Consider the following 21,172-nt stretch of genomic DNA (forward strand, 5'->3'; position numbering starts at 1 on the left):
TTACTACTCCGGTTTGTCTTCATGGCCTGGGATTGCTGAAGCGAATATGAAACCAAAGTTCGCTTAGGCGCTCCGCTTTTAGTCTGACTGAGAGTCTATATGAAATGACACTTTTCTGCAACTGTATCATGGCAAAGACAGGATGGGTTGCGGTAGGTACGCGCGCTAGCCTGAAATGTTCTCCGGCTACAATCGCTCTCGGTGTGAGGTGATTAGCTGGCGACACGACAGAAGTAGAGAAATCGATACAATACGGTGATGCTTTTAGATGCCTCAAATGCACTCGCGACACGAAGCCCTTCACGCAAATGCCGCGCTTGACGTCATGCCATTCAGGATCATCATGCTCCTAGGACAGAGTGCGATCCGAAAACGGGTAGCAAGGGAGAGGAACTCAGAATGGTCAGGGGTCCGCAGCAAGCCTCCAAGCCGCGTTTGCCGCTATCAAAGGTGAATTTCGGCAAGACGGATGCGAGAAACGAGGTGCTGACCCGTGATGCGTCAGCCCTGGCGCAGTTCAAAGACTCCTTCCTTGAACCTGCTGGTGTCACGTTAGACGAGTTCCGCTTCGGCGAGCGGTATGTTGTCTTTGGTGCGAAAGGTGCTGGAAAAACCGCCTTTCTCCGCTACCTTCAACTTGATGTTCAGGCGTCGGGATGTCTGACAAAATTTGTTACCTTTTCAAGGGATATCACTGAAGAGGAGCGGGTTCGGCTTGCTCAGATTTCCAAGATTGAGCTCATCGAGCAGGATGGTGATCCTGAGCAGAACGCAGTAAGCGCCTGGATGCTATTCATATTTCGAGAAATCGCTGAGTTTATCGATGATAACAAAAAGATATTTACCTCTAATCGAGATACACGGTATTTCAGAGATCTTATCTCTAAGGTCTATGAAGGTGAACGCAAGGGCTTTCTAAGCTGGGTTTTGGAAACTGCAAAGCGCGGTCAATTCAAGGTCAAAGCGAAACATTTAGAAGCAAATTTGACTGGAAAACCAGGAGAAACAGAACGAGAGGTGCCCCTTGATGTCATTATAAGACAGTGTCTGAGCTTGCTGAAGGAGCTTTCATGGGAGGGACCTCGCGGCATTTATCTGTTTTTTGACGAGTTAAATCTCTCTTTTGGATCTCGTATTCAGCACAAGCGCGATGCTGTTCTGATTAGAGATCTTGTGATAGCCATTGACCGCATTAATAGTGCGTTCATTGAGCTTGGAACTCCACTCTATGTTTTCGCAGGCATTCGTTCGGAGGTGCTTACGGCTGTCAGTGTTCCTACTCATGAAATAAACAAGACGCTCGCGGATAGAGGCAGAGAACTTCGCTGGTTCGGAAGCCGGGCGAACGAGCAGGCGCCTATTGTCACGTTATTTGAGCGTAAGATCAACGCTTCAGAGAAAGCTGCTCAGTATGAGATTTCCAATGATGTTTTAGGAGAGTATTTTCAAAGATCGACATTTGGAATGGATCCCAAAGCCTTGATTGTTGAGTTGACTTGGTGTAATCCTAGGGATTTGATACTATTATTCGGAGAAGCGGCAAAGGGACTAGGTGATGAGCGTTTCAGCGAGCGTACCCTCGCCAAATCGCTCGAAAAATACAGCATCGACGCCTGGGCGGAAAGAAGCGAGGAGCTCAATGTCGCTTATTCAGCAACAGAAATACAATCTCTTAGGAAGTTGCTAGTTGGATTTGAGAGGTATTTCAGCGTTAGGACCTTTGAGGAAAGGATTATGAGACAGGCACAGACAGATCAGAACGTGAAGCTTTTTAGCCGTCATTCTGCCGCTAGAGCTATTTCCGATCAGGTTGGGTCGTAGGCATCGTAGCCAGCCGCGGCGAGGTAGTTGCGGCACTCGTCAGGAGTGAAGCGGGTAAAGGCTTCCCGGATGGCGACGCGCAGATCCGTGACGGTGCGGGCCGCCGCTGTGCGAAGCAAGGCCTTCAGCTTGGCGAAGGCGTTCTCGATAGGATTGAAGTCAGGGCTGTATGCCGGAAGGTAGAGCAAGCGAGCCCCCGCTGTTTCGATAGTCTCCCGCACGCCTTTCACCTTGTGAGCGCTCAGGTTGTCCATCACGACCGTGTCGCCGGGCTTGAGGGCCGGGATGAGGACGTCGGTGACGTAGGCCAGAAACCGCGCCCCGTTTGTGGCGCCGTCCATCAGTTCGATCGCAAAGGGACCGCTTCCCCGCAGGGCCGCCGTGACCGTGGTGGTCTTGTAGTGCCCGTGCGGCACCGCGATGCGGCAGCGCTCGCCACGCCTCGCCCGGCCATGGCGGCGGGTCATGTTGGTGGCCGCCGCTGTCTCATCGAGAAAGACGACCCGCTCGGGGTCCACGTCGAGTTGACCCTCGAACCAGTCCTCGCGCGCCTTCATCACGTCGGAACGGCTTTGCTCGGCGGCGTGCAGATCCCTTTTTTACGGCTGATCTTGTGGCGCACGAAGAAGCGGTGCAGCCCGCTCGTGCTCGTGCTGACACCCTTCTCGCGCAAGCTTTCACGCAGCTCGCGCAGGTACGCCTGCGGCTCCGCCTCGCACGCCTGCAGGATCATCTCCGCGTGGGCCTCGATGTTGCGGGAGCGCTGGTCTCCGCCCATCGGCTTGGCCGCGACCACGCCCTCGGCCCGGAAGCGGGCTTGCCAGCGGATCGCCGTCGCGATCCCGACACCGAAACGCTCGGCCGCCTGGCGGCAGGAGGAGCCCGCCTCGACAGCGGCCAGAACACGCTCGCGTAGGTCCACAGACAGGGCTCTTGGCATCAGGGGCATCCCGCAAAGGTTGCCCTCACCGAATCACAACCCGGCCGAACCCGCTACACCGTCCCGACTCAAACCGGACGGAAACAGCTCTAAAGTCCTCGAAGATCTATACCGTGTTGGCCTGATAGGCCAATCGACAAGGAATCCGAAGAACTACGGAAATAGCGAAGATAGATATCAAGAGCGAGGCACAGTCATCAAACAATTTGCAGAGCACTGGGCTTATCGCGGCGATACAAATTTTGAACCTGGCACATGGATGGTGGTCCATCGAGCTCTTTGGCCGTTTTTCAGGCTGGGCAACATCTGGAGTGGCCGATAAGCTCATTTCGGGATGTGAGAGACAGGGCACATCCCGACCATAGCTATGACAGGCGCTGCTCATAGCTTGAGCACGCTGTCGAGAAAGGATCAAGCTTCGATAAGTCCCTCACGTTCACAGATACGCCTGATATCTTCAAAGGTCGCTGATATACGGCCTCTTGGATATATTATTTGACCAAGGCCATGTATATTGCTGAACTCAGCACATCCCTCCTCAAAAAGAACAATGGCCTTCGTAAACCCGAGCCGGCCCTGGAACAGCCCAACCTCATGAATTACATTCTGGCGCGCCTGCACAGCACCATCTGCTAGTTCATCTTCCGCAGTCATAATCACAAAGGCGATCGCAGCACTGTCAAGCATTTCCTGCAACCGGGCGATGTTTGTAACACCTGCGATCGGCACTCTATTAAATTCATCGAAGGGCAGGTGAAGCCTTTCGACCACAAAGTCCTTCAGTTCTCTCCAATCTTTCGATCGGCCATGGCCGATGAACACATTGGTTCCAATCCGAGCCTCGCGCCGGTCTTTCTTGTCGATCCGTTCGAGATGCACCGCCAACGTTCTACAAAGTCGTCCTGCATTCTCACAAGCTTTGAAAGGTGCTTTATAGGAAAGCACAAGGGAGGTAACAGTGACATGGGGCGGGACGCGAATGCCGCCGTCCATGGCTTCAACATCCGATGAGATAATCTCTCCTTTTGGCGCAAATGCCCGTTCGATCTGAGATCGGTCCAGCGATCTAATACCGGCGATCTCTTTCGTGATTTTGTCAACAAACGTGTCAGACCTAGCATAGCCTTGGGACGCGATTATCGACTCTACATTGTTTTGCTCGTTCTTGAGCAGAAGGGTTGTCTCATGCCCCGCGATAGCAAGAGCTTCAAAAGAGTAAGACCCCGCTTTGGCTTTTAACTCGTCGATGAGTCTCACTCGATCATAGACCTCCCAATCTCCTATTGTATCGTCTGAGCCGGCCCGCGCTTTAAAACCCCATTTCTGACTGAAATGCGCTCCGACCGGTGGGCTTTCGATATTTTTGTAATAAACGCAAGAATGATATCCCAGCCACGAACCACAAAATGCTGCCTCAGCCATGGCAGCTGCCTTTTGCAATTCCTCTAGGGCAGATTTTGCCTCAACATACTCTTTACGACGGGACGCATCTTCCAACCGCTCGGCGATGGCTCTGAGTTCATCTTGCGCTGACATGAGGACACTCACAAACGGATGTCCTAAGAGTTAACACAGGATCACGTGTCGAGAAACCGAGGCATATGGCGCAGGGGGTGCCCCCCCCCTTAGGTGAGTTCCGCAGGCGTTCCGGCGCCGCTGGCGTTTGATCGCCTCAATCAAACTGAAGCGCCTGAATTCGACCGCTCGGGCTTCCCATCGCGGAACTGACCCTGACCCTGCCGCCGTCGGTGTCATACACTTCGCTGAACCGGACCGAGGTCTTCCGCTCTTGGCGAGACTCGAGGTGGTCCAGCGGAACGAGTGTCATTCACCGCTACCCCAACGACCGACCAACACGCTCAGACCAAAATGACGGGAATGACCGCTGCAGAATCTAGGTTTCTCGGGGCTGGCTTGCCCCGCTTGCCTTTCCCACCGTTGACCGGAGGAAGACGCCGTTTTCTCCCAACCGCTTACTGTGTGCTTACTAGCACCCCAGCCCTTCAAGGCCGCCTGAAGCAGGCTCGCAGAAAACGTAACAAAATCAGGGAGTTATGGTGCTGCCAGAGAGGATTGAAAACAGGCGCCACCTCAAATTCCGCAACGATTTCAGTGCCCAACGCGCTCCCTCAAGTTCCATTGTGTGAGAGCGCAGTGTGGGCGTCAAGCTGGCCCGTGTGGCCCCGGCCCGAGTGCAGCCGGAGCCCCCGAAGGTGCCCGCCTAGGCGTCCCGCTTGCGCCGCCTGCCGTTCAGGATGACGAACGATCCCCGGAGAAAGTCCCAGCGATGCCAGTTCTGATCCGACATCACGACCACCTCGGCTCCGGGCTGGAACGGGTGCGGCTTCACGGCCTTCGCGAGCAGGACCGACAGATTGCGCCGCTCCCGCGGTGAGACGTGCGGACCGTCATCGTCCAGCATTGCTTGCGTGTCCCGGCGAAAGTTCCCCGCGTCATCGCCCTCGACATGCTGCGCCGGATCGGTGAGGCAGGCCACATGCCGGAACCCGTTCGGGTCCATGGGTGTGACGCGAGGTGCAGCCGCTGCGGTGCTGGGCTTCGCGGGCTTGGCGACAGGCAGGGGCCGATTGGGGATCATCGTGGGTTCCTTGGGCTTTGTGGGCAGGGTGACGGGGGACGGGGCTGACAGCCGCCAGCGCTCCGGGCAGGCCGCATGACGGTGGCGTGGGGCGTCCCGGCTGGGCCGTGATGGTGGCCGCTCGGGCATGTGCCCTGTCCAATTTGGACCATTGAGAGGTGTACACCTGAGGTCCCCGGAGGCCATGCCGATGTCCGCCCTGGGCTCGCTGGCGCTGTCGTGAGGCCTCTCTGCCGGGTCCCCTGTCCAGATTGGACCATTGAGGCTGGACAGGTGCTCTTCTAAAAATCGGAGTCTTCGTCTTCCTCGGGCTCCTCGACGTACTGCCTCAAGTCCTTTGCAAGTCGCCCAAGCTGGTTCCCAAAGTGACTAGCAAGAGCCATCGCCGCAACGTCCGTGTTCTTCACGAGCTTGTTATAGAACATGGCGTAGAGCTTGCCCGCTATGACATCGGCTTTACGCTGTTGCTCCGCTTCCCATTCATCTTCACTCTTTGGCGAAGCCTGCTCCCGTTTCGCTGCCTTCGCCTGCCACCATGTAGCGTACCCGCCCGCATCCGGCCCAAGGGCTTCCTTCACTCGTCGCATCGTGGCGACTGTCGCCTTGCTGGTGCCGGATGCCCGCGCCGTTTGCGACTTGCTGAACCGGCCGCACCTCACAAGGCGCCAAGCGTAGTCGGACTTCTCGCCTGTCGTCATAGGCTGCTTGTCTTGGCTGTTGGCCTCGCCGGCGAACGTCACGGCCTCCTCTGCCGACCCCTCGAAGTAGACCACCGGCACGGGGGCCGCGAACCGCTCCCGTTTGTAGGCTGTCCATCGGTGGTGGCCGTCCACGAGGAACGCCGTGCTGCCCGCCTGAAACACCGTGAGCGGTGCCAGCGCGCCGTCTCGCTTGAGCCCCCGCCGCAGTTCCATGATGTGCTGCTCCGTCTCGCCTCGGGGCTGGAACAGCACCTCAAGCCTCTCGATAGCCGCGATGGTGAGCGCGTCCGGCAGCACCGCCGGCCGGGGTTCGCTGGCCTTCGCCTCCAACGTCCGCAGCGCCGCTTCCATCTCGTCCGGCTGGGACTGCTCCGCCCCGGTGATCTCGATCCCGCTCACGTCAACGCCTCCAACGCTTCCGCCATCTTCACCCGGTCCGCATCGGTCTTCCGCGCTGCGGCCTCCCGCTGCTCCCGATCCATCCTGGCGAGGAACAGCCCGACGGCCCCGAAGGCCTTGGCGATCCACTCGCCCATGACCTCGGCGGCCTGCGGGGGAAGCTCCCGATAGACCCGCTTCGTCTTCCCCGTCTCGTGATCGAACCAAGTGCCAGCGTTGGCTTCCGTGAGCCCGCGGAGGCGGCGCACAAGCTGAACCCGAAAGGCCCTGTCGGACTGGAACCGGCGCGGCTGCTGATCCGCCATGAGGTACACGGCGAAGGCAGTCTCCATCACCGTCCCCGCCTCGACGGCTTCCGCCAGCTTCACCGTCTCGCTGGCGGCCTGCCTGACGTAGGCGCTCCCTGCGCCCTGGCGGGCCAGCACAACGCGAGCATGACCGACCATCTCCCGCCATCGGTCCTCGCTTTGAGCCCATACGGGGTTCCCGCCGTTGCGCTCGATGCGCGCCCGGATTGCCCGTAGCGGGGCCTTGAGGTCGGCCTTCGTGATCCCGCGTTGGTCCGCATCGCCATGCCTGCGGAGGGTGGCCTTGTGGGAAGTGCAGTAGGCCCCGTACCTCGTGGCTTCCGCAGTGCAGCCGGGAGACCGGCAGTGTCGCGCCATGTTGATCCTGTTGTGTCGTGAAGGTGAACCGCTGCGGCGCTGGCGAGGATCATGGGGCCTATATTTGCGCCCGTCCCCGGCCAGACAGGCGCGGACGTAGAATGATGGGCGGCGCTACTGAATGCCCGCCCACGGTCTTCCTAGGCGGTCTGCGGCGCATCCTGCTCGGCAGCTTCGGCGCTGGCTGCACGCTCCGGCCATTCAGCTTCGCGCTCTGCCCACTCTGCCTGCCGTGCCCCGATCCGGGCCTCGTGTTCCCCGATCTCCGCCGTCAGCCTCGGGGACAGCTTCCGCGTCCAGACCTCGTGATCGAAGGCGAAGAACCCCCGCCGAACGGCCCCCCATCTCCGGGCCTTGAGCGGAAACTCTCCCGGCACCTCCCAGCCCTTGAGGGTCGCTGGCGAGTAGTGGAACACCCACACTCCCGAGTCTTCCTCCTCTTCGGCGTCCCCGGCACCCGGCAACAGCAGACCGAAACGGAAGTTCTGCCAGTCATGCCAACCAATGAAGAAACTGCCGATACGAATGCGGCCTCCCACACGCGGCCATGCGATGGCGCTGATAGCCTGCCTCATGTTCGATCATCTCGGGAAAAGCCCGGCTTTAGACCACCATGGTTCGCCGTTGCTCGCGCTTGCTAGCTTAGCACCGTTGCTATTCGCAAGCACAAAATGCGAGCAGTCCAGATAATGAGGCCGATCTAATCCATCCTAGGTAGGATAGATTTTCCATAACCTCTCCTACCCCGGAGAGGATACATCCGCATGTGGATGAAACCGCATCCCTTTCGGCTAGTCCACTAGCCAGCTTCGATCCCGCAAGCTGTGGCTCTAGCCAGCCTTCCATCATTTTCCGGCTAGTCCCACTAGCCAGCTCCGGTGCAGCGAACTGCACCTATGGCATCACGCATCTCCGACCTGGGCCAGCAAGCGGGACACCTGGGTAGGAGTCCACTGCCCGCCCCTCGCCGTAGGGATGCCCCTCGTGTTCAGCGCCGCCGACACCGCCCGGAGCGACGTGACGCCCTCCGCCCGAAGCTGGGCCAGCACCGGAGCGAGATCACTGGCCCGGCCCTTGGCGGCCTCCCCGCGAACCTTGGCGCTGGTCTCTGTGCCCCGCTGGCGGATGGTGGCGGTGAGGTTGCCCCGGTTCCCGCCGAGCGTGGTGGCCTTCCCCGCGGCCCGGAGCGCGTCCCGTTCGGCATCCGTGAGGCTGGCGAGCTTCGCCCGCTTGGCAGCAAGGGCCGCCTTCGTCCGCGCCGAAATCATCTGCCGCTCGTGCTGCGCCACCACGGCGAGAAGCCCTATGGTCAGTTCGTTCGCCTGCGGCATGTCGGCCGCCACGAACCGCACGCCCGCCTTCTGCAAGCCAAGCAGGAAGTGCGCGTCACGGGACAGGCGGTCCAACTTCGCAATGAGGAGCGTGGCCCCGTGGACCCGGCACATCGCCATGGCCTCCGCCAGCTTCGGCCGCTCATCGTTGGCGCCGCTCTCAACCTCGACCACCTCCGCCACGAGGTCCCACGAACCGCCGTTCAGGAAGCCTGTGACGGCGCTGCGCTGCGCATCAAGGCCAAGGCCCGATGCACCCTGGCGGGCCGTGGAGACCCGCAGATACGAGACAAACTTGCCTTGCGCCATGGTGCCAAGCCCTGCTTACGTCTGCCACTACGTTCGTTTCAGCAAATGTAAGCGTCTCCGAATGGGCCTGTCAAGCTGGGCCTAGTCGGCCGTCCTAGCTGTCCCCCCCGCACCCATCCGCTCGGATATCGTCGTACATCGGTCGTGTACCGGATGAGCGTGAGCACGAGACGCGGGTGGGGCTGAGCGTTGGCATTTCGAGCAAGGCGCTAGCAGAGCGTCCCGCGAACCAGTTAACCTGAGCGCTGGCGGAGAGAGCGGCTTGAGGCGGGTAGCGAGTGGTAAGTCCCGATGGTGGCAACAACCCGCGCCCGGCTGTACGTCATTGCGGGTTCCATCTCCCGCGCGCGCGCGCGCCATCCCATGCGCCTGTATCGCCCACGGTCCGCCCCCGGCCAGGGGGGAGCGCGCCCGCTCGCTTATGCTCGAAGAGACCTCGAAAAAATGTTCCAGAAAATTTCCTATTCACCTGACATACCAGCGTGAGACATAGGAAGCCGCCAATCATGTCGTCCAATTCCCCCAAGTCACCAGAGATGGTAGCGCTCCTTCAACAGAGGATGATGTTCTTCTCACAAGCTGGGCAGTGCATCATTGAGTATCAAGGCGTCGAGGACCATCTCGAAAACGTCTTTGCAGCGGCATTGAGTGGGCCAAAGAATAGGGCCGACGCGATTTTCGCAATTGCCCGTGGTCTGGAAGCGAAGTTATCACTGATTGATGCATCCCTGCTCAACGCTGATGCTGCCTACCGGACTCGCTGGCAAGAGTTGAAACGCCGAGTGACGCAAGCGGCAGCATCTCGCAATCAGATAGCGCATTCTAGGCCTGTATCCACATCAGATCCGATATTTGTAGAGGTCAGCAATGATCCAGAAAAGCCAGGAAAAGCATGGGGCGGTGGTAATCCTAGGGTGGAGATTTGGAAGAAGATGAAGAATGGTGATGCAAAATGGACATCGCAGGACCTTCGTGAAGAGTTTCTTCGTAACAAGAGACTCTACACGCATGTTCTCGTCTTTGAGATGGATCTAAGAGGTGCTCCCGTTCCGGACCATCTTCGCAACGCATGAAAGAATTCAGGAAAGATCGTAACGCGGGAACTTGGCCATGGCATCCGCCATCATCTTGACTGTGGGCGTCTGGTACTTCTGAGATACACGAGTGGCGGCATGACCCGTAATGGCATCGCTGATCCGTTCCTGAATGTCGGCCTCCAAAGCCCTCGTTTTCCATGTGTGGCGCCATCCGTGGTTCGGCTGTAGCTCTTCGTCCAACGTCACAGTTTCCCGCAGCCACTTGACCAAATGCCCGGAGCGGATCTCCGCGGGATCGGTTACGGCCTTCCCGGTGGCGCGTGCGGGATCGTAGAACAGCGGCCCGCTTCCACGCGATCTGGCGAAATCCAGGAAGCCCATCGCGATAATGTGCTCGTGCAGGGGGACCGTCCTGGCAATGCCTGTCTTCGTCTTCCGAAAGTCCATTACGGGCACGTTGCCTTCAAGCCTCACATCCGAACCTTGCAAGCCGGTCAGTTCCGAGATGCGCGCCCCGGAATAAGCGGCAAGCCATGGGCACCACCGCTTGGCGAAGCCCGCCGTAGGATTGCGAGGCTCGGGAGGAGCGGCAAGCGCAGCCCGCAGGACGGCCTTGATCTCCTCCGCGCGGAACACCTTCTCCCGCTTCTGAACCGCTCGGCCTTCCGATAGGCGGAGGCCTGCGGCCGGGTTGGCCCGCATTAGCTTCTTGCCCTCCATGCCCGTGGCCCATTTGAAGACCGCGCTGACGGCCACGAGGTCCACGCGATTGATCGTTCCGGCGCTGACGGCCTCGCTGTCCCGCCGGTGCTCGGCCCATCCGTGGATGTCCTCGGGGGCAAGCGCGTTCACCTCCCGACCCTTCACGAAAGCCGCCAGGGAGCGGAAGCTTGCGCCGTAGCGCTTCACCGTGTTCGGGGCCAGCTTGTCGGCCTTGAATGCTGTCCAGGCGGCGAACACGTCATCCACCGTGAGCTTGCCCGCTGGCGCCTTCGGGGCTGCCTCGGGGCGCTGCCATTCAGGGAAGCGCTGGGCGGCAGGGTCAGGCGTGAAGTCGAAGTCCACGGCCTTCCGAAGCCGCTTCGTCACGTCTTCCATGGCGCCTTGAACAGCCTTGAGCAACAGCGTCCGGCTATCGCTATCGACCACCAGCCCTTCACGGGCTAAGAGCGCATCAGCGAACTTTCCGAAGCGCACCTCTCGCGAGGCATCCCGTTGCGCCTCCTCCCCGATCCGCAAGGCTAGCAGGCCATCCCGCGCGGCTTTGTCTTCCGCCGCGACGTGATCCCACATGGCAGCGGTTCCCTCGCCCTCCGCCTTGGACCATGCCTCATACAGCGTACCAGCGAGTGCTGCCGCTTGCTTCACCGTGAGCCGGGCGGGCCCGGTCCGATGCCCATCCCAGAACTGCCGAAGGGCCGCATCAGCCTTGGCATGGCGCTCCTTCGCCGTCCTGGGGTCGGAGGTTCGTAGGCTGGCCTGCACCATCGCCCCAACCTTCACCGTAGCGAAGCCCTCGCCCACGGGGAGCATCACCGTCTTGCCCTTGAGCTTGCCCACGAGATCGGTCGGGGTGCGCTGCCGCAGGCTCCAAACGTGGGACTTCGGGTCTCGCCAGGGCTGGGCCATCTTTAACGCCATGTGTGAGCCCGCTGTGTGAGAGCGGGAACGCTGTAAGCCTCTGAAAAGGCCTAACACATTGGTCGTCAAGGGGGTTTGATGGTGCTGCCAGAGAGGATTGAACTCTCGACCTCTCCATTACCAATGGAGTGCTCTACCACTGAGCTACGGCAGCCTCGGACGATGCGAGACGTTGTCTCGTCGTCGTGGGCGTGATGTGCCACAGCCGGCGCGAAGGCGCAAGCCCCGTCCGTGTCGCTGCCAGGGCTATCGCATTTGGGCGAGGATGGATCGTGCGAAGGCGTCGGACCACCCGGCCCTTTTGCGTTTACGCTTGATCGAGATGTCCGGCCTCGCCGTGCGCAGGACGTTGAGGGCCAAGCGACGCAGCACGGCGAGATTTTCCGGGCCGTTGTCCTTGCGGTTGCGTGCGCGGTCCTCGTCGAAGGTCGTGTCCAGCACCCAGTGCTGCCTGTTCTCGATGCTCCAATGCGCCCGTACGGCAGCGGCGAAACGCTCGGGCGCAAGGCACGCCGAGGACAGATGGTAGCGTCGCGAGCGGCTCGTCTGTCCGTCGCGTTCCACAGTGCTGTCCACCACGGCGACGGTGGTCAGGCCCGGCATGGCGGGTTCGCCCGCATAGCGCCGGTCGGAAAACAGCCAGGACACATCCTGCGTGGTCGCGTGACGCCGCCGCTCGATGCGTCCGTGGTCGGCATCCACCGTCTCGTGCCAGTTCAGCGCGTTCCGCGTGTCGGGCGCGGCAAAGAAGGCTTCGACATCGGCCAACATGGCGGGGCGGTTGGCCTTGAGCGAGAACAGACAGTCGCCGCCCCGCTCCAGCACGGCCGCGGCCGTGTCGCGCTGGCAGTGGATCGCGTCGGCTGTCACCAGCGTGCCGCCGAGATCCAGGCAGCCCAGAAGGGCGCGGGCCGCCACGATCTCGTTCTCGCCCGCCGCCATCGCGCGATGACCCAGCACGAGCCGCGCGTCGGCCGCAAAGGCCGTGACGACGTGCAGCGGAGAGGCGCCGGCCGCCCGGTCAAAGGAACGTCGCAGCGTTTTGCCGTCCACGGCCAGCACGCCTGACCCGTCTGTGCCGACATGGTCCAGAAAACGTCCAAAACAGCGCGACAAAGCTTCAGGGTCGAGCAGACGGAATAGCCGCGAGAACGTGTCGTGGCTCGGCAGACCGTTGCTCAGCTCCAGAAACTCGCGGAAAAGATCTTCTCGGTCCTCGGCAAAGTCAGCGAAATCGACGCAGCTTTCGCAGCCGCAGATCGACGCCACGAGCGCGATCGTCAGCATGTCGAGAAGGCTGTGACGCGTCGCGTTGCCGGTGCGCGGGTCGGGAACGTCCCGAAGCATCGAGATCACAAAGTTCATCGACGGCCTCCATCGGCCATCTCCAAACCACTCAAGGCACCACCACGCTACCCCAGAACTTCAAATGCGATTCCCCTGGGTCACGCCCGCGCGCGGCGGGCCACGGCCGGCACGGTGCGGCGCGGGATCATGCTGCGCGCGACAGCGGCCCGGCCGCCGTTGAGGCGGCGCTGGCCGAGCATGCGATGCGCCGCGGCGGTCGCGCGCGCCTCGTCTGCCTCCCGTGTCTCCACGCGGTAGGTGCGTCTCAGGTCGGCGAAGACGCGCGGCGCGGCGCCGAGCTCGGTATTCTCGACCCATGGGCGTTGCGGCGCCATCGGCGGCAGCACGGCGATGGTGTCCAGCTCGCCCATCAGGTCGAGCGCGAGGTGATCCAGCGCGCCCCACCAGACGAGGTATTCCGCCCGTTCCTCGGCGATGGATTGCAGGCTGGGCTCGAACACGAGCGGACAGAAGCTGTCGAGCGGATAGGTGTCCTTCCCGCCGCTCGCGGACACCGGCACCAACTCCTGTTGGTCGACCTCGCGGCCGTCGCACGTCCCGGAGGCGACCGTCTTCCACTGCGCCACCATCGTCCGGCCGTTCGCCGTCTCGATGCGCTCCGGATAGGTCGTGGCGCGCCACGGCAGGCGCCGGCCCATCCTGGCGCAGCGTGCGACGAGGCCCGGCATCATGCCGAGCGCCCGGCGCACCGCGGCGACCTCATCGAGCGAACCGATCGCGCCGAAGTCGGGCACGAGGTCCGGCGCAGCGCCGATCGGCTGGTCCGCCAGCTCGGCGAGGCGCGCGACCGCCGCCTCGACGCGCAGCGCGTCCGGATGCGGGCCGCCGAGCGCGGCCGGGAAGCCCGGCTCGCGGCTCCAGTTGTCGACCACGGTGCCCAGCAAGCCCATGGCGCCGAGCGGGCACTTGTAACCGCCCGGCCCGTGCTCTCCGCCCTCCTGGCGGTCCTTCGGCAGCTCGTCACGGAACGCCCAGCGCAGCACGTCCTCGATGTCCATCACGCGGCGCGCCATCTCGGGCCGCGGCGGCGCGCCGGTGGGCCGACTGGCGCCCCGGAACGTCCCGGCGTTGGTTTCGAAGTTGTTCACGGGGTCGACGCTCGCCGAGGACGTGGAAGCTCCGGGCACGGATGTTCTGCCTACGTTCGAGGCTCCGGGCCGAACGATGGCACTGTCAAGATCGCGCCTCGGGTCCGGTGTCGCGGGCGAGCCCGGCCGCGATCATGGCGAGCGCCGCGCGGCGCCGGCGCTCGACCGTCGAGCGCTCCCAGCCGAGGTAGCGATAGCGCTCCGTCGCCGACTCGCCGCTCGCCATGCAGCTCGCCCAGGTCATCAGCATGCGGCGGTCGCGCAGCTCGGCGACGAAGCGCTCGGGCTAGCCGAACGGCTCGACGGCCGCGCCGTCCTCCTCCGTGAAGGCACGGCCGCGCGTCATCACGGGGTGGTCGGGCAGGCGCCGGCCGACGCTGTCGGCCGTCCATAGTGGACAGGGCATGTGGCGACAGTAACACCGGCTTCGGATCAAGCGGAAAGGGGCGGGAAACCCGTCTCAGCGCCGCACCGAGTTCCATCGACCGAGGCGTCGGACCGGCGCGGGCGGGCGCATGGTGATGACGGCCGGGGTCGCGGCCCTGTCGCGCGACGAGCAACTCGGCATCGTGGCCGCCGTGCAGGCCTTCGATGCCTTCGGTCTAAGCAGCGATTCGTAATTTGTCACACGGATGACTGATCCGTCGCTCGGCATTGAGGCTGTTTACGGCTTGGTGGATGGCGGCATCGAGGTGAGCGGCATCCGCGAAGGTGCGATGAGCGAGGTGATGGCGCTTGAGATCACGCCATTTCAACTCGATGTCGTTCAACTCGGGCGCGTAGCGCGGCAGCCACTCCACGGTGAGCCAGGGCCGCGCCGCGATGGCGGCGGTGGTGGCCTTGCTGGTGTGGATGGGGCCGTTGTCGAGCACCAGCACGACGGGCTTGGCGGGGCGTCCCGGTTGCGGGCCGTCGCGGCCGTCCAACACGGTCAGCAGGGCGATGAAGTCGGTGCTGCGCTTTGTTGTCGACGTGTGGACGATGAGGTCGCGGGTTGCGGCGGCGAGCACGCCCATGATGGCGACCTTGCGGGCCTGGCCTGGGGCGGCGACGCGCAGGTCCGCGCCCCGTGGCGCCCAGGCATGGGCCAGATAGGGATGGGTCAGGGCTTCGCTCTCGTCGCCGTACAACAGCACCACATCGCCCGCCTCGGCCTGCGCTCGGCGGATCCTGAGGCGCAGGCCCACGCGCTCCACCTCCTGCGTATCCTGCCGACCCTTCAGCGTGTGCCGGGGGCGGCGCCAGCAGAACCCCCCTTTTCCCGGAGCAGGATGCTCAGCCGAGACTTGGAAATACTCAGGCCCGTCCGCCGCTCGATCTCGGCCTGCAGGCGCGGCAGCGTCCAATTGGGCCGGTTCTCCACGGGCTCGCGCAAAAGGGCCGCCGCCACCGCGAGCGCCTGTTCGCCCTTGGCCGCCGGGCGACCCGAGGCCAGCGTCGAGCGCAGGGCCTCGACCCCGCCTTCGCAAAACCACTGCCGCCAGTGGCGGACCGCATCGGCCGTCACCCCGAACGCTTCTGCCACCTCGACGCTCGTCCAACCCGACAAGGTGAGCAGCATCGCCCGCGCACGATCGGACTCGCCCCGAACGTCAGATCGCGCCAACGTCTCGAGGTCGGCGCGCTGCGCCGGCGTCGCTGCCAAACGGGACCGACCAGCCATGATACTCACCCGAGCACTTGAGCGCTCGACATACCATCCGTGTGACAGTCAGCGGAATCCTGCTTAGGACGGCGAGCGCCTTGGCGAGGCGAGGGGAGCGGACTCTCATCCGACTCCCATCTCCCGCTCGAGCTCGGCGAGGCAATCTTCAAGCCGCCCGGCGCGGTGCGGTTCGGCTTCGAGCGCTTCGGCCCATCGCGCCATCACGGCGAGGTGGCTGGGAGTGAAGCCGCCGCGCTCCGGATGGATGCTGTAGTAGGGCTGGCCGGCATCGCGCCCGACAGGCTTGCAGAGCCATATCCGGAGCCCGACCGCCCGGAGTTCGTCGATGATGACGGCCGGGTCGAAGTCGGTGGCGGCGCCGATCGGTGCGCCGGCGGCGAGGGCGAGGGCTGACGCCCCTGCGCCCGCGAGGAAGGTGCGGCGGTCAACCACGGCGCCCTGCGATCATGGCCCCGCCGACGTCGCCGAGGTCGAGGTCCCGGTGCCGCTCGACGATGAGGTCGGCCGGGCGAAGACCGGGAAGGCCGACCTCGTAGTGGATGGATGCCACGTTGAGGAAGGACACGGGCGCGAGGGTGCGGAACGCATGGGCCTCGCCGGCGCCGCGAATGCGCCAGCCGTGGGCGTCGGCTGTCAGGTCGCGCATCGCTGCGGAGAACGCTTCCCAGACGTAGCGGGCCCGCTGGCGCGGGTCATCGAGCGTGGGGAGTGCCGCGGCCTGGATGAGCGGCACGGCCGCAGCCGGCCGGCCGATGAGGGGCAGCGAGACGAGGCCGGTGAGGAAGGAGCGACGGTCAGTCAAGGTGACCTCCCATCCAAGGCACGCCAGCCGCCGACAGGATCACGGCGGCGCGCGCCGATGGGCGTCCGCTGGCGTCGAGCAGCCCTCGCATGTGGGGACGCTCGGGAGCCCACATGTGGCGCTCGGTCGCCTCCCGCACCCACGGACAGTCGGGATGGCCCTCTCTCGCGGCGTGCGTCTCGCGAGACTGGATCACGGTCTCCCGCAGCTCGATCGCGAGGAAATCCATGTAGCTGTCGAGCAGGTAGCGCGACACAGGGACAGCAGCGGCCGAGGGATTGCCGATCAGTGCGACGGAGCCGCCGATCAGCGGCAGGCTGGCAAGCCCGCGGAGGAATGCGCGCCGATCAGCCATGGGCCACCATCGGCCGGAGCGTCAGAATAGGTCGGTGCGCGCGGAAGTCTTCCTCTCCTGGATCGTCGTCCTCCGCATCGTCTTCGCCAGCTCGGATAAAGCCGCAGCCGTGGCGCTCCAGAGCTGTGCCTTCATCCTTCTCCGAGTCGTCCTCGGCATCCATTGCGAAGCAGGGGTGCGGAGGTCCGGTAAGCCAGGGCTTCAGGTCCTCGTGTGGTGCATCCAGGGCGTCGAGTGCCGCGATAGCATTGTCGACCACGTCGAGCGCCATGGGGCCGAGGTCGAGCGCGTCGAGCAGGGCGAAGCCGTATTCGAGAGCTTCGCCGAGTTGGCGGTGCATATAGCGGGCGCGGGCCTCGGCAGCATCCTGCTCATCCGCATGGATGGCGACCTCGGCGTCGATCGCGGCCGAGAGGGCGGCGAGGACAGCGTCAGCCGTGCTGCATCGCGCAGCACGCCAGGCATCGCGCTGCGCTTCGGCGAGGTGCTCCCGAGCGGGACGTCCTGAAGTGGTCGACGTCGCTCGCGCGAGCCGCCATGCCTCGCAGAGGATCGACTTCCGGCTTCGTTCGATAGCCATTTCGCTTGCTCCCATCGTTAACACGATGGATACCATATCTATCCAGCGCTAGTTGCCGTCAAGCCTAGAATGGTTATGATAGCGAAATCGGTGGATGCGAGATGCACGATGTTGACGACAGGACACCAGCTTAAGGCTGCGCGGGCGCTAGCAGGCGTGGAGCAGATTGCGCTTGCCGAGGCGTCCGGCGTGAGCGTCGGAACGATCCGCAACATGGAAGGACAGGGATCGCAGACCTTGAAAAGCAGTCTCCAGACAATCAAGGCCGTGCAAACGGCTCTTGAGGCCCAGGGCGTCGAGTTCCTGAATCACGGCTCACCTGGCGTTCGGCTTCGCAAGACGGAAGGCTGATCGCCCCATCCAGACACCCGCGACGGTGCTGGGTCACGACAGGTGGTCGCGCATTATCGAGCGACCACAGAGACGTTTACGTTCTCCCAAGGTGGCCCGGATAGAATTGCCGGTTTGCCTTGAGATACAAGTATAGTTATTCGCAGATCGAGCATAGAAAAAATATTGATCTCGGAAAGTGGTGCTTTTCGAGACAATTAGGCGGAGTGCGGCTTCGTTACGTTCCGCTCAATTCCTTTACATATAATTACACCACTTGCCTGCAACGCGGGATGACCGCTAGGTCTACGTCGTTCCGCTTACGTTCCTGCCTCACCAGCTCAAAAGCGGACACGGAGGAAGTAGTCATGGCGATACCCGACGAGAGGGGATGGTTGACGCCCGATCAGGCTGCGGAGTCGATCGGCATCGGACCTTCCACGCTCAACAAGATGCACATGGATGGTGACGGCCCCGAGTTCCTGAAGATCGGCAAGAAGGTTTGGTACGAGCCGGAAGCCATCACGCGGTGGATCGAGACGCGGCGCCGATCACAAGCAACGCCGAAGATGGGCCGCTTCCGCGGCACGGGCCGGCATCAGGCCGCCTGAAAAGACAGACCCCACCCAAGCCGTCGGGCTGGGGCGGGGCCAGTTCCATACAGACCAAGACTTCGCACTCCTGGTCTAGCACGGGATCGGCCCACCTCACAGCCCCGACGCGCGCCAAGAGAGGGCCGCATGGGCCGCAACGATCTCCGCTCCCTCGCCCAAGCCCTCGGCGGCGAGGTGTCAGGACACCAGGTCCTCGCACCAGGCCCGAACCACGACAGGAAGGACCGGTCCCTGTCAGTGAAGCCCAGCGACACGGACCTGGACGACTTCATCGTTCACTCCTTCGCGGGCGACGACTGGAAACTCTGCAACGACCACGTCCGGAAACGTCTCGGCCTGCCGGAATGGCGTCCGACCGAGCCGGCGAGGCCCACCAAGGAGCCCCGCAAGGCCGCGCAGAAGCCGGCGCCGGCTGTCGAGCCGGACCCGTGGACCCCGGTCCTGCCTATACCGGACGGCGCCTTCATCGCACTCGACGTGAAGCTGCGCGGGCGGGACCCGGACAAGGCGTGGCTGTTCAAAGACGCGAGCGGCACGCCGCTCGGCTTCGAGGTTCGGTGGAACAAGACGATCGGCAAGGACGTGCGCTTCGCCTGCCTATGCCGCCACGATGGCGACGGACGCCTCGAATGGCGCCTCAAGCACCTTCCCGCACCGCGCCCCATCTACGGCCTGGATCGCCTCGCCGCCCGACCGGGCGCGCCCGTCCTCGTCGTCGAAGGGGCGAAGAAGGTCGAGGCGGCCGCGCGCCTGTTTCCGGACCACGTCGCGATCGCCTGGCCGGCGGGCGCCGCCGGCGTGGGCCACGTCGACTGGGGTCCGCTCGCCGGCCGCGAGGTGACGATCTGGCCGGACCATGATGAGCCAGGGCGCAAGGCGGCGGCGGCCATCGTCGCGGGTGCAGGGAAGGCCGGCGCCGCAGCCGTGCACGTCGTCGCCGTGCCCGACGCCTTCCCGCCAAAGTGGGACCTCGCCGAACCGGCGCCGGACGGCGCGGACCTCGCCGCGCTGCTCGCCGCTGCGAAACCGGCGCAGCCGGCACAGACGACGCCTACGGAGGAGCGGCCGGGCGCGCGGTGGCCGGCCGGCTACCGCATGACGGATCGCGGGTTGCTGTGGTCGGACCCGCACGACGACGACAAGCCGCCGATCGTCGTCTCAGGGAAGTTCGAGGTGCTGGCCGAGAGCCGAGACGACCAGTCCCAGAGCTGGGGCGTGCTGCTGCGCTGGCACGACCCGGACGGCCGCCCGCAGGAATGGCTTATGCCCCGGCGCATGCTGGCGGGCGACGGCACCGAGATCCGCGGCGAGATGCTGTCGCGCGGCCTCTACCTCGGCAACGGCGACGGCGCGAAGCGGCGCCTCATGGACTTCCTGGCCGGCGTCCATGTCGAGGCCCGGGCCCGGGTGGTGTCGACGACGGGCTGGTACGGCACCGGCTTCGTGCTGCCCGAGGGCTCGATCGGCCAGCCGGGCGAGGACCGCGCCATCCTACAGACGGCCGGCACGATCGAGCACGCCTTCAACGTGCGCGGCAGCTTGGCCGAGTGGCAGGAGGAGGTGGCGCACTACGCTATCGGCAACAGCCGGCTCGCGCTGGCGCTGTCGACCGCTTTCGCAGCGGCCCTCGTCGGCCCCTGCGAGGAGGAGAGCGGCGGCATCCACTTCAGCGGCCCGTCCTCGATCGGCTAGACCACGGCGCTGACGATCGCCGGCTCGGTGTGGAGCGGCGGGCGGTCGCACTACGTGCGGGCGTGGCGTGCCACCGCGAACGGCCTGGAGGCGGTCGCCACCTCCCACAACGACGCGCTCCTCTGCCTCGACGAGCTCGCGCAGCTCGGTGGCCGGGAGGCGGGCGAGGTCGCGTACATGCTCGCCAACGGCTTCGGCAAGGTGCGTTCATCGCGTGAGGCAACGCTTCGGAAGGCGGCGCACTGGCGGCTGCTGTTCCTGTCGTCGGGCGAGATCAGCTTGCAGGAGAAGATCGCCGAGGACGCGCGCGGCCGGCGCCAGACCGCGGGCCAGGCCGTGCGCGTGGTCGACGTCGCGGCCGACACGAAGCGGCACGGGCTGTTCGAGGAGCTGCACAGCTTCGCCGACGCGCCGGCCTTCGCCAAGCACCTCACCACGTCGTCGCGCCGGCTGTACGGCACCGCGGCCCGAGCCTTCATCGAGGCCGTGGCGCCCGATCTCGACGGCGTGCGGGCCCGCGTGAGGGCGCATGTCCGCGCCTTCGTGGCGAAGCACTGCCCGGCCGACGCGGACGGCCAGGTGCAGCGCGTGGCCGGTCGTTTCGGCCTCATCGCCGCCGCGGGCGAGGTGGCCGCCGCGGCGCGCGTTCTGCCCTGGCCCGAGGGGGAAGCAACCCGGGCGGCCCGCATCTGCCTCGCAGCCTGGATCGAGGGCCGCGGCGGCTTGGAATCGTCGGAGGTCACGGAGGGGGATCGCGCAAGTGCGCACTTTCCTGTCGGCGCACGGCGAAAGCCGCTTCCTCGCCGCGTGGGAGCCCAAGCCGGACGGGCATCGCATGCACAACCTTGCCGGGTATAAGCGGCGTGGAGGAGACGGCGCGGACAGGGATGCGCCGTTCGATTTCTACGTGACTCCGGAGGCTTGGGGCGAGGTCTGCGCCGGCTTCGACGCGAAGGCGTTGGCGGCGACCCTCGCCGCTCGGGGCTGTTGAAGCGGCCTGACAACGGCCCGCACCTATCGAAACAGGTTCGCGTTCCGGGGCAGGAAAAGCGCCGGCTATACCACATCGCGGCCAGCATCTTCGGTGACGACGATGTTTGAGCTTCACCTCTCTCCGCCCTCCGTCAAAGCGAGTGGGTACAGTGGGTACAGCGCCGAAATCATCAACAGAAACAGCGACCTATCTTGTACCCACTTCCTGTCATCGACGATCGCCGCAGTGGGTACAGTGGGT

Annotated in this window: 21 protein-coding genes, 1 tRNA gene and 1 pseudogene; 5 read left to right on the plus strand and 18 right to left on the minus strand. The window is 63.8% G+C overall.

The window, feature by feature from the left end:
* The first annotated feature begins 399 nt into the window (after window positions 1-399).
* Window positions 400-1,821 (plus strand): P-loop ATPase, Sll1717 family, encoded by a 1,422-nt coding sequence (locus tag L7N97_RS15590; RefSeq protein ID WP_237479234.1) that lies wholly within the window; start codon window positions 400-402, stop codon window positions 1,819-1,821.
* Here L7N97_RS15590 and L7N97_RS15595 read toward each other — a convergent pair.
* The 7 genes from L7N97_RS15595 to L7N97_RS15625 all read right to left on the minus strand — a co-directional run bounded on the left by L7N97_RS15595 (window position 1,806) and on the right by L7N97_RS15625 (window position 8,765).
* Window positions 1,806-2,761 (minus strand): IS630 family transposase gene (locus L7N97_RS15595; RefSeq protein WP_237479235.1). Its coding sequence is split into 2 segments (ribosomal slippage): window positions 1,806-2,422 and window positions 2,422-2,761, totalling 957 coding nucleotides; the frame shifts between segments, so codons are not numbered across the junction. The two genes, L7N97_RS15590 and L7N97_RS15595, sit on opposite strands and share 16 nt — an antisense overlap.
* A gap of 411 nt (window positions 2,762-3,172) precedes the next feature.
* Window positions 3,173-4,309, minus strand: a complete 1,137-nt coding sequence (locus tag L7N97_RS30295) for a TIR domain-containing protein (RefSeq protein WP_237479236.1) — start codon at window positions 4,307-4,309, stop codon at window positions 3,173-3,175.
* Window positions 4,310-4,982: 673 nt separating this feature from the next.
* A complete protein-coding gene (locus tag L7N97_RS15605) occupies window positions 4,983-5,360 on the minus strand; it encodes a hypothetical protein (protein WP_237479237.1) in 378 nt (125 codons plus the stop codon).
* A 281-nt stretch (window positions 5,361-5,641) separates the two neighbouring features.
* The gene (locus tag L7N97_RS15610; protein WP_237479238.1) at window positions 5,642-6,460 is read right to left on the minus strand and encodes a ParB/RepB/Spo0J family partition protein; all 819 of its coding nucleotides are present in this window, start codon (window positions 6,458-6,460) and stop codon (window positions 5,642-5,644) included.
* The gene (locus L7N97_RS15615; protein ID WP_237479239.1) at window positions 6,457-6,906 is read right to left on the minus strand and encodes a hypothetical protein; all 450 of its coding nucleotides are present in this window, start codon (window positions 6,904-6,906) and stop codon (window positions 6,457-6,459) included. The genes L7N97_RS15610 and L7N97_RS15615 overlap by 4 nt, the downstream gene beginning before the upstream one ends.
* Window positions 6,907-7,265: 359 nt before the next feature.
* Window positions 7,266-7,700, minus strand: coding sequence for a hypothetical protein (locus L7N97_RS15620; protein WP_237479240.1), 435 nt, complete (start codon window positions 7,698-7,700; stop codon window positions 7,266-7,268).
* Window positions 7,701-8,027: 327 nt separating this feature from the next.
* The gene (locus L7N97_RS15625) at window positions 8,028-8,765 is read right to left on the minus strand and encodes a recombinase family protein (RefSeq protein ID WP_237479241.1); all 738 of its coding nucleotides are present in this window, start codon (window positions 8,763-8,765) and stop codon (window positions 8,028-8,030) included.
* A 506-nt stretch (window positions 8,766-9,271) separates the two neighbouring features.
* Here L7N97_RS15625 and L7N97_RS15630 point away from each other — a divergent pair.
* Complete coding sequence (locus L7N97_RS15630; protein WP_237479242.1) at window positions 9,272-9,838, plus strand: hypothetical protein; 567 nt, start codon at window positions 9,272-9,274, stop codon at window positions 9,836-9,838.
* A 6-nt stretch (window positions 9,839-9,844) separates the two neighbouring features.
* Here L7N97_RS15630 and L7N97_RS30300 read toward each other — a convergent pair whose 3' ends face one another.
* The 11 genes from L7N97_RS30300 to L7N97_RS15685 all read right to left on the minus strand — a co-directional run bounded on the left by L7N97_RS30300 (window position 9,845) and on the right by L7N97_RS15685 (window position 17,302).
* Window positions 9,845-11,362, minus strand: a complete 1,518-nt coding sequence (locus L7N97_RS30300) for a tyrosine-type recombinase/integrase (protein ID WP_237479243.1) — start codon at window positions 11,360-11,362, stop codon at window positions 9,845-9,847.
* Window positions 11,363-11,522: 160 nt separating this feature from the next.
* Window positions 11,523-11,597: transfer RNA gene (locus L7N97_RS15640), tRNA-Thr, on the minus strand.
* Window positions 11,598-11,689: 92 nt separating this feature from the next.
* On the minus strand, window positions 11,690-12,808 hold the full coding sequence (locus L7N97_RS15645; RefSeq protein WP_237479244.1) for an ISAs1 family transposase: 1,119 nt from the start codon (window positions 12,806-12,808) through the stop codon (window positions 11,690-11,692).
* A gap of 80 nt (window positions 12,809-12,888) precedes the next feature.
* Window positions 12,889-13,899: a hypothetical protein gene (locus tag L7N97_RS15650; protein ID WP_237479245.1), complete on the minus strand. Its 1,011-nt coding sequence runs from the start codon at window positions 13,897-13,899 to the stop codon at window positions 12,889-12,891.
* An 85-nt stretch (window positions 13,900-13,984) separates the two neighbouring features.
* Window positions 13,985-14,149 (minus strand): hypothetical protein, encoded by a 165-nt coding sequence (locus L7N97_RS15655; protein WP_237479246.1) that lies wholly within the window; start codon window positions 14,147-14,149, stop codon window positions 13,985-13,987.
* A gap of 352 nt (window positions 14,150-14,501) precedes the next feature.
* Window positions 14,502-15,095 carry an IS630 family transposase gene (locus L7N97_RS15660; RefSeq protein ID WP_237479247.1) on the minus strand — a complete coding sequence of 198 codons (594 nt, stop codon included), beginning with the start codon at window positions 15,093-15,095 and terminating at the stop codon, window positions 14,502-14,504.
* 23 nt (window positions 15,096-15,118) lie between these two features.
* A complete protein-coding gene (locus tag L7N97_RS15665; RefSeq protein ID WP_255721676.1) occupies window positions 15,119-15,562 on the minus strand; it encodes a helix-turn-helix domain-containing protein in 444 nt (147 codons plus the stop codon).
* A gap of 105 nt (window positions 15,563-15,667) precedes the next feature.
* Window positions 15,668-15,997, minus strand: a complete 330-nt coding sequence (locus L7N97_RS15670) for a hypothetical protein (RefSeq protein WP_237479248.1) — start codon at window positions 15,995-15,997, stop codon at window positions 15,668-15,670.
* A complete protein-coding gene (locus tag L7N97_RS15675) occupies window positions 15,990-16,367 on the minus strand; it encodes a hypothetical protein (protein WP_237479249.1) in 378 nt (125 codons plus the stop codon). Before L7N97_RS15675 ends, L7N97_RS15670 begins: the two co-directional genes overlap by 8 nt.
* A complete protein-coding gene (locus L7N97_RS15680; protein ID WP_237479250.1) occupies window positions 16,360-16,722 on the minus strand; it encodes a hypothetical protein in 363 nt (120 codons plus the stop codon). Before L7N97_RS15680 ends, L7N97_RS15675 begins: the two co-directional genes overlap by 8 nt.
* Window positions 16,715-17,302, minus strand: coding sequence for a hypothetical protein (locus L7N97_RS15685; protein ID WP_237479251.1), 588 nt, complete (start codon window positions 17,300-17,302; stop codon window positions 16,715-16,717). Before L7N97_RS15685 ends, L7N97_RS15680 begins: the two co-directional genes overlap by 8 nt.
* A 108-nt stretch (window positions 17,303-17,410) precedes the next feature.
* Between L7N97_RS15685 and L7N97_RS15690 the strand changes: the two genes are divergently transcribed.
* The 3 genes and pseudogenes from L7N97_RS15690 to L7N97_RS30435 all read left to right on the plus strand — a co-directional run bounded on the left by L7N97_RS15690 (window position 17,411) and on the right by L7N97_RS30435 (window position 20,796).
* On the plus strand, window positions 17,411-17,653 hold the full coding sequence (locus tag L7N97_RS15690) for a helix-turn-helix domain-containing protein (protein ID WP_237479252.1): 243 nt from the start codon (window positions 17,411-17,413) through the stop codon (window positions 17,651-17,653).
* Between the two features lie 347 nt (window positions 17,654-18,000).
* Window positions 18,001-18,243 (plus strand): helix-turn-helix transcriptional regulator, encoded by a 243-nt coding sequence (locus L7N97_RS15695; RefSeq protein WP_237479253.1) that lies wholly within the window; start codon window positions 18,001-18,003, stop codon window positions 18,241-18,243.
* A gap of 129 nt (window positions 18,244-18,372) precedes the next feature.
* Window positions 18,373-20,796, plus strand: a pseudogene (locus L7N97_RS30435) (DUF927 domain-containing protein).
* Window positions 20,797-21,172 lie beyond the last annotated feature (376 nt).

The organism is Lichenibacterium dinghuense (assembly GCF_021730615.1).
GTDB lineage: Bacteria > Pseudomonadota > Alphaproteobacteria > Rhizobiales > Beijerinckiaceae > Lichenihabitans > Lichenihabitans dinghuensis.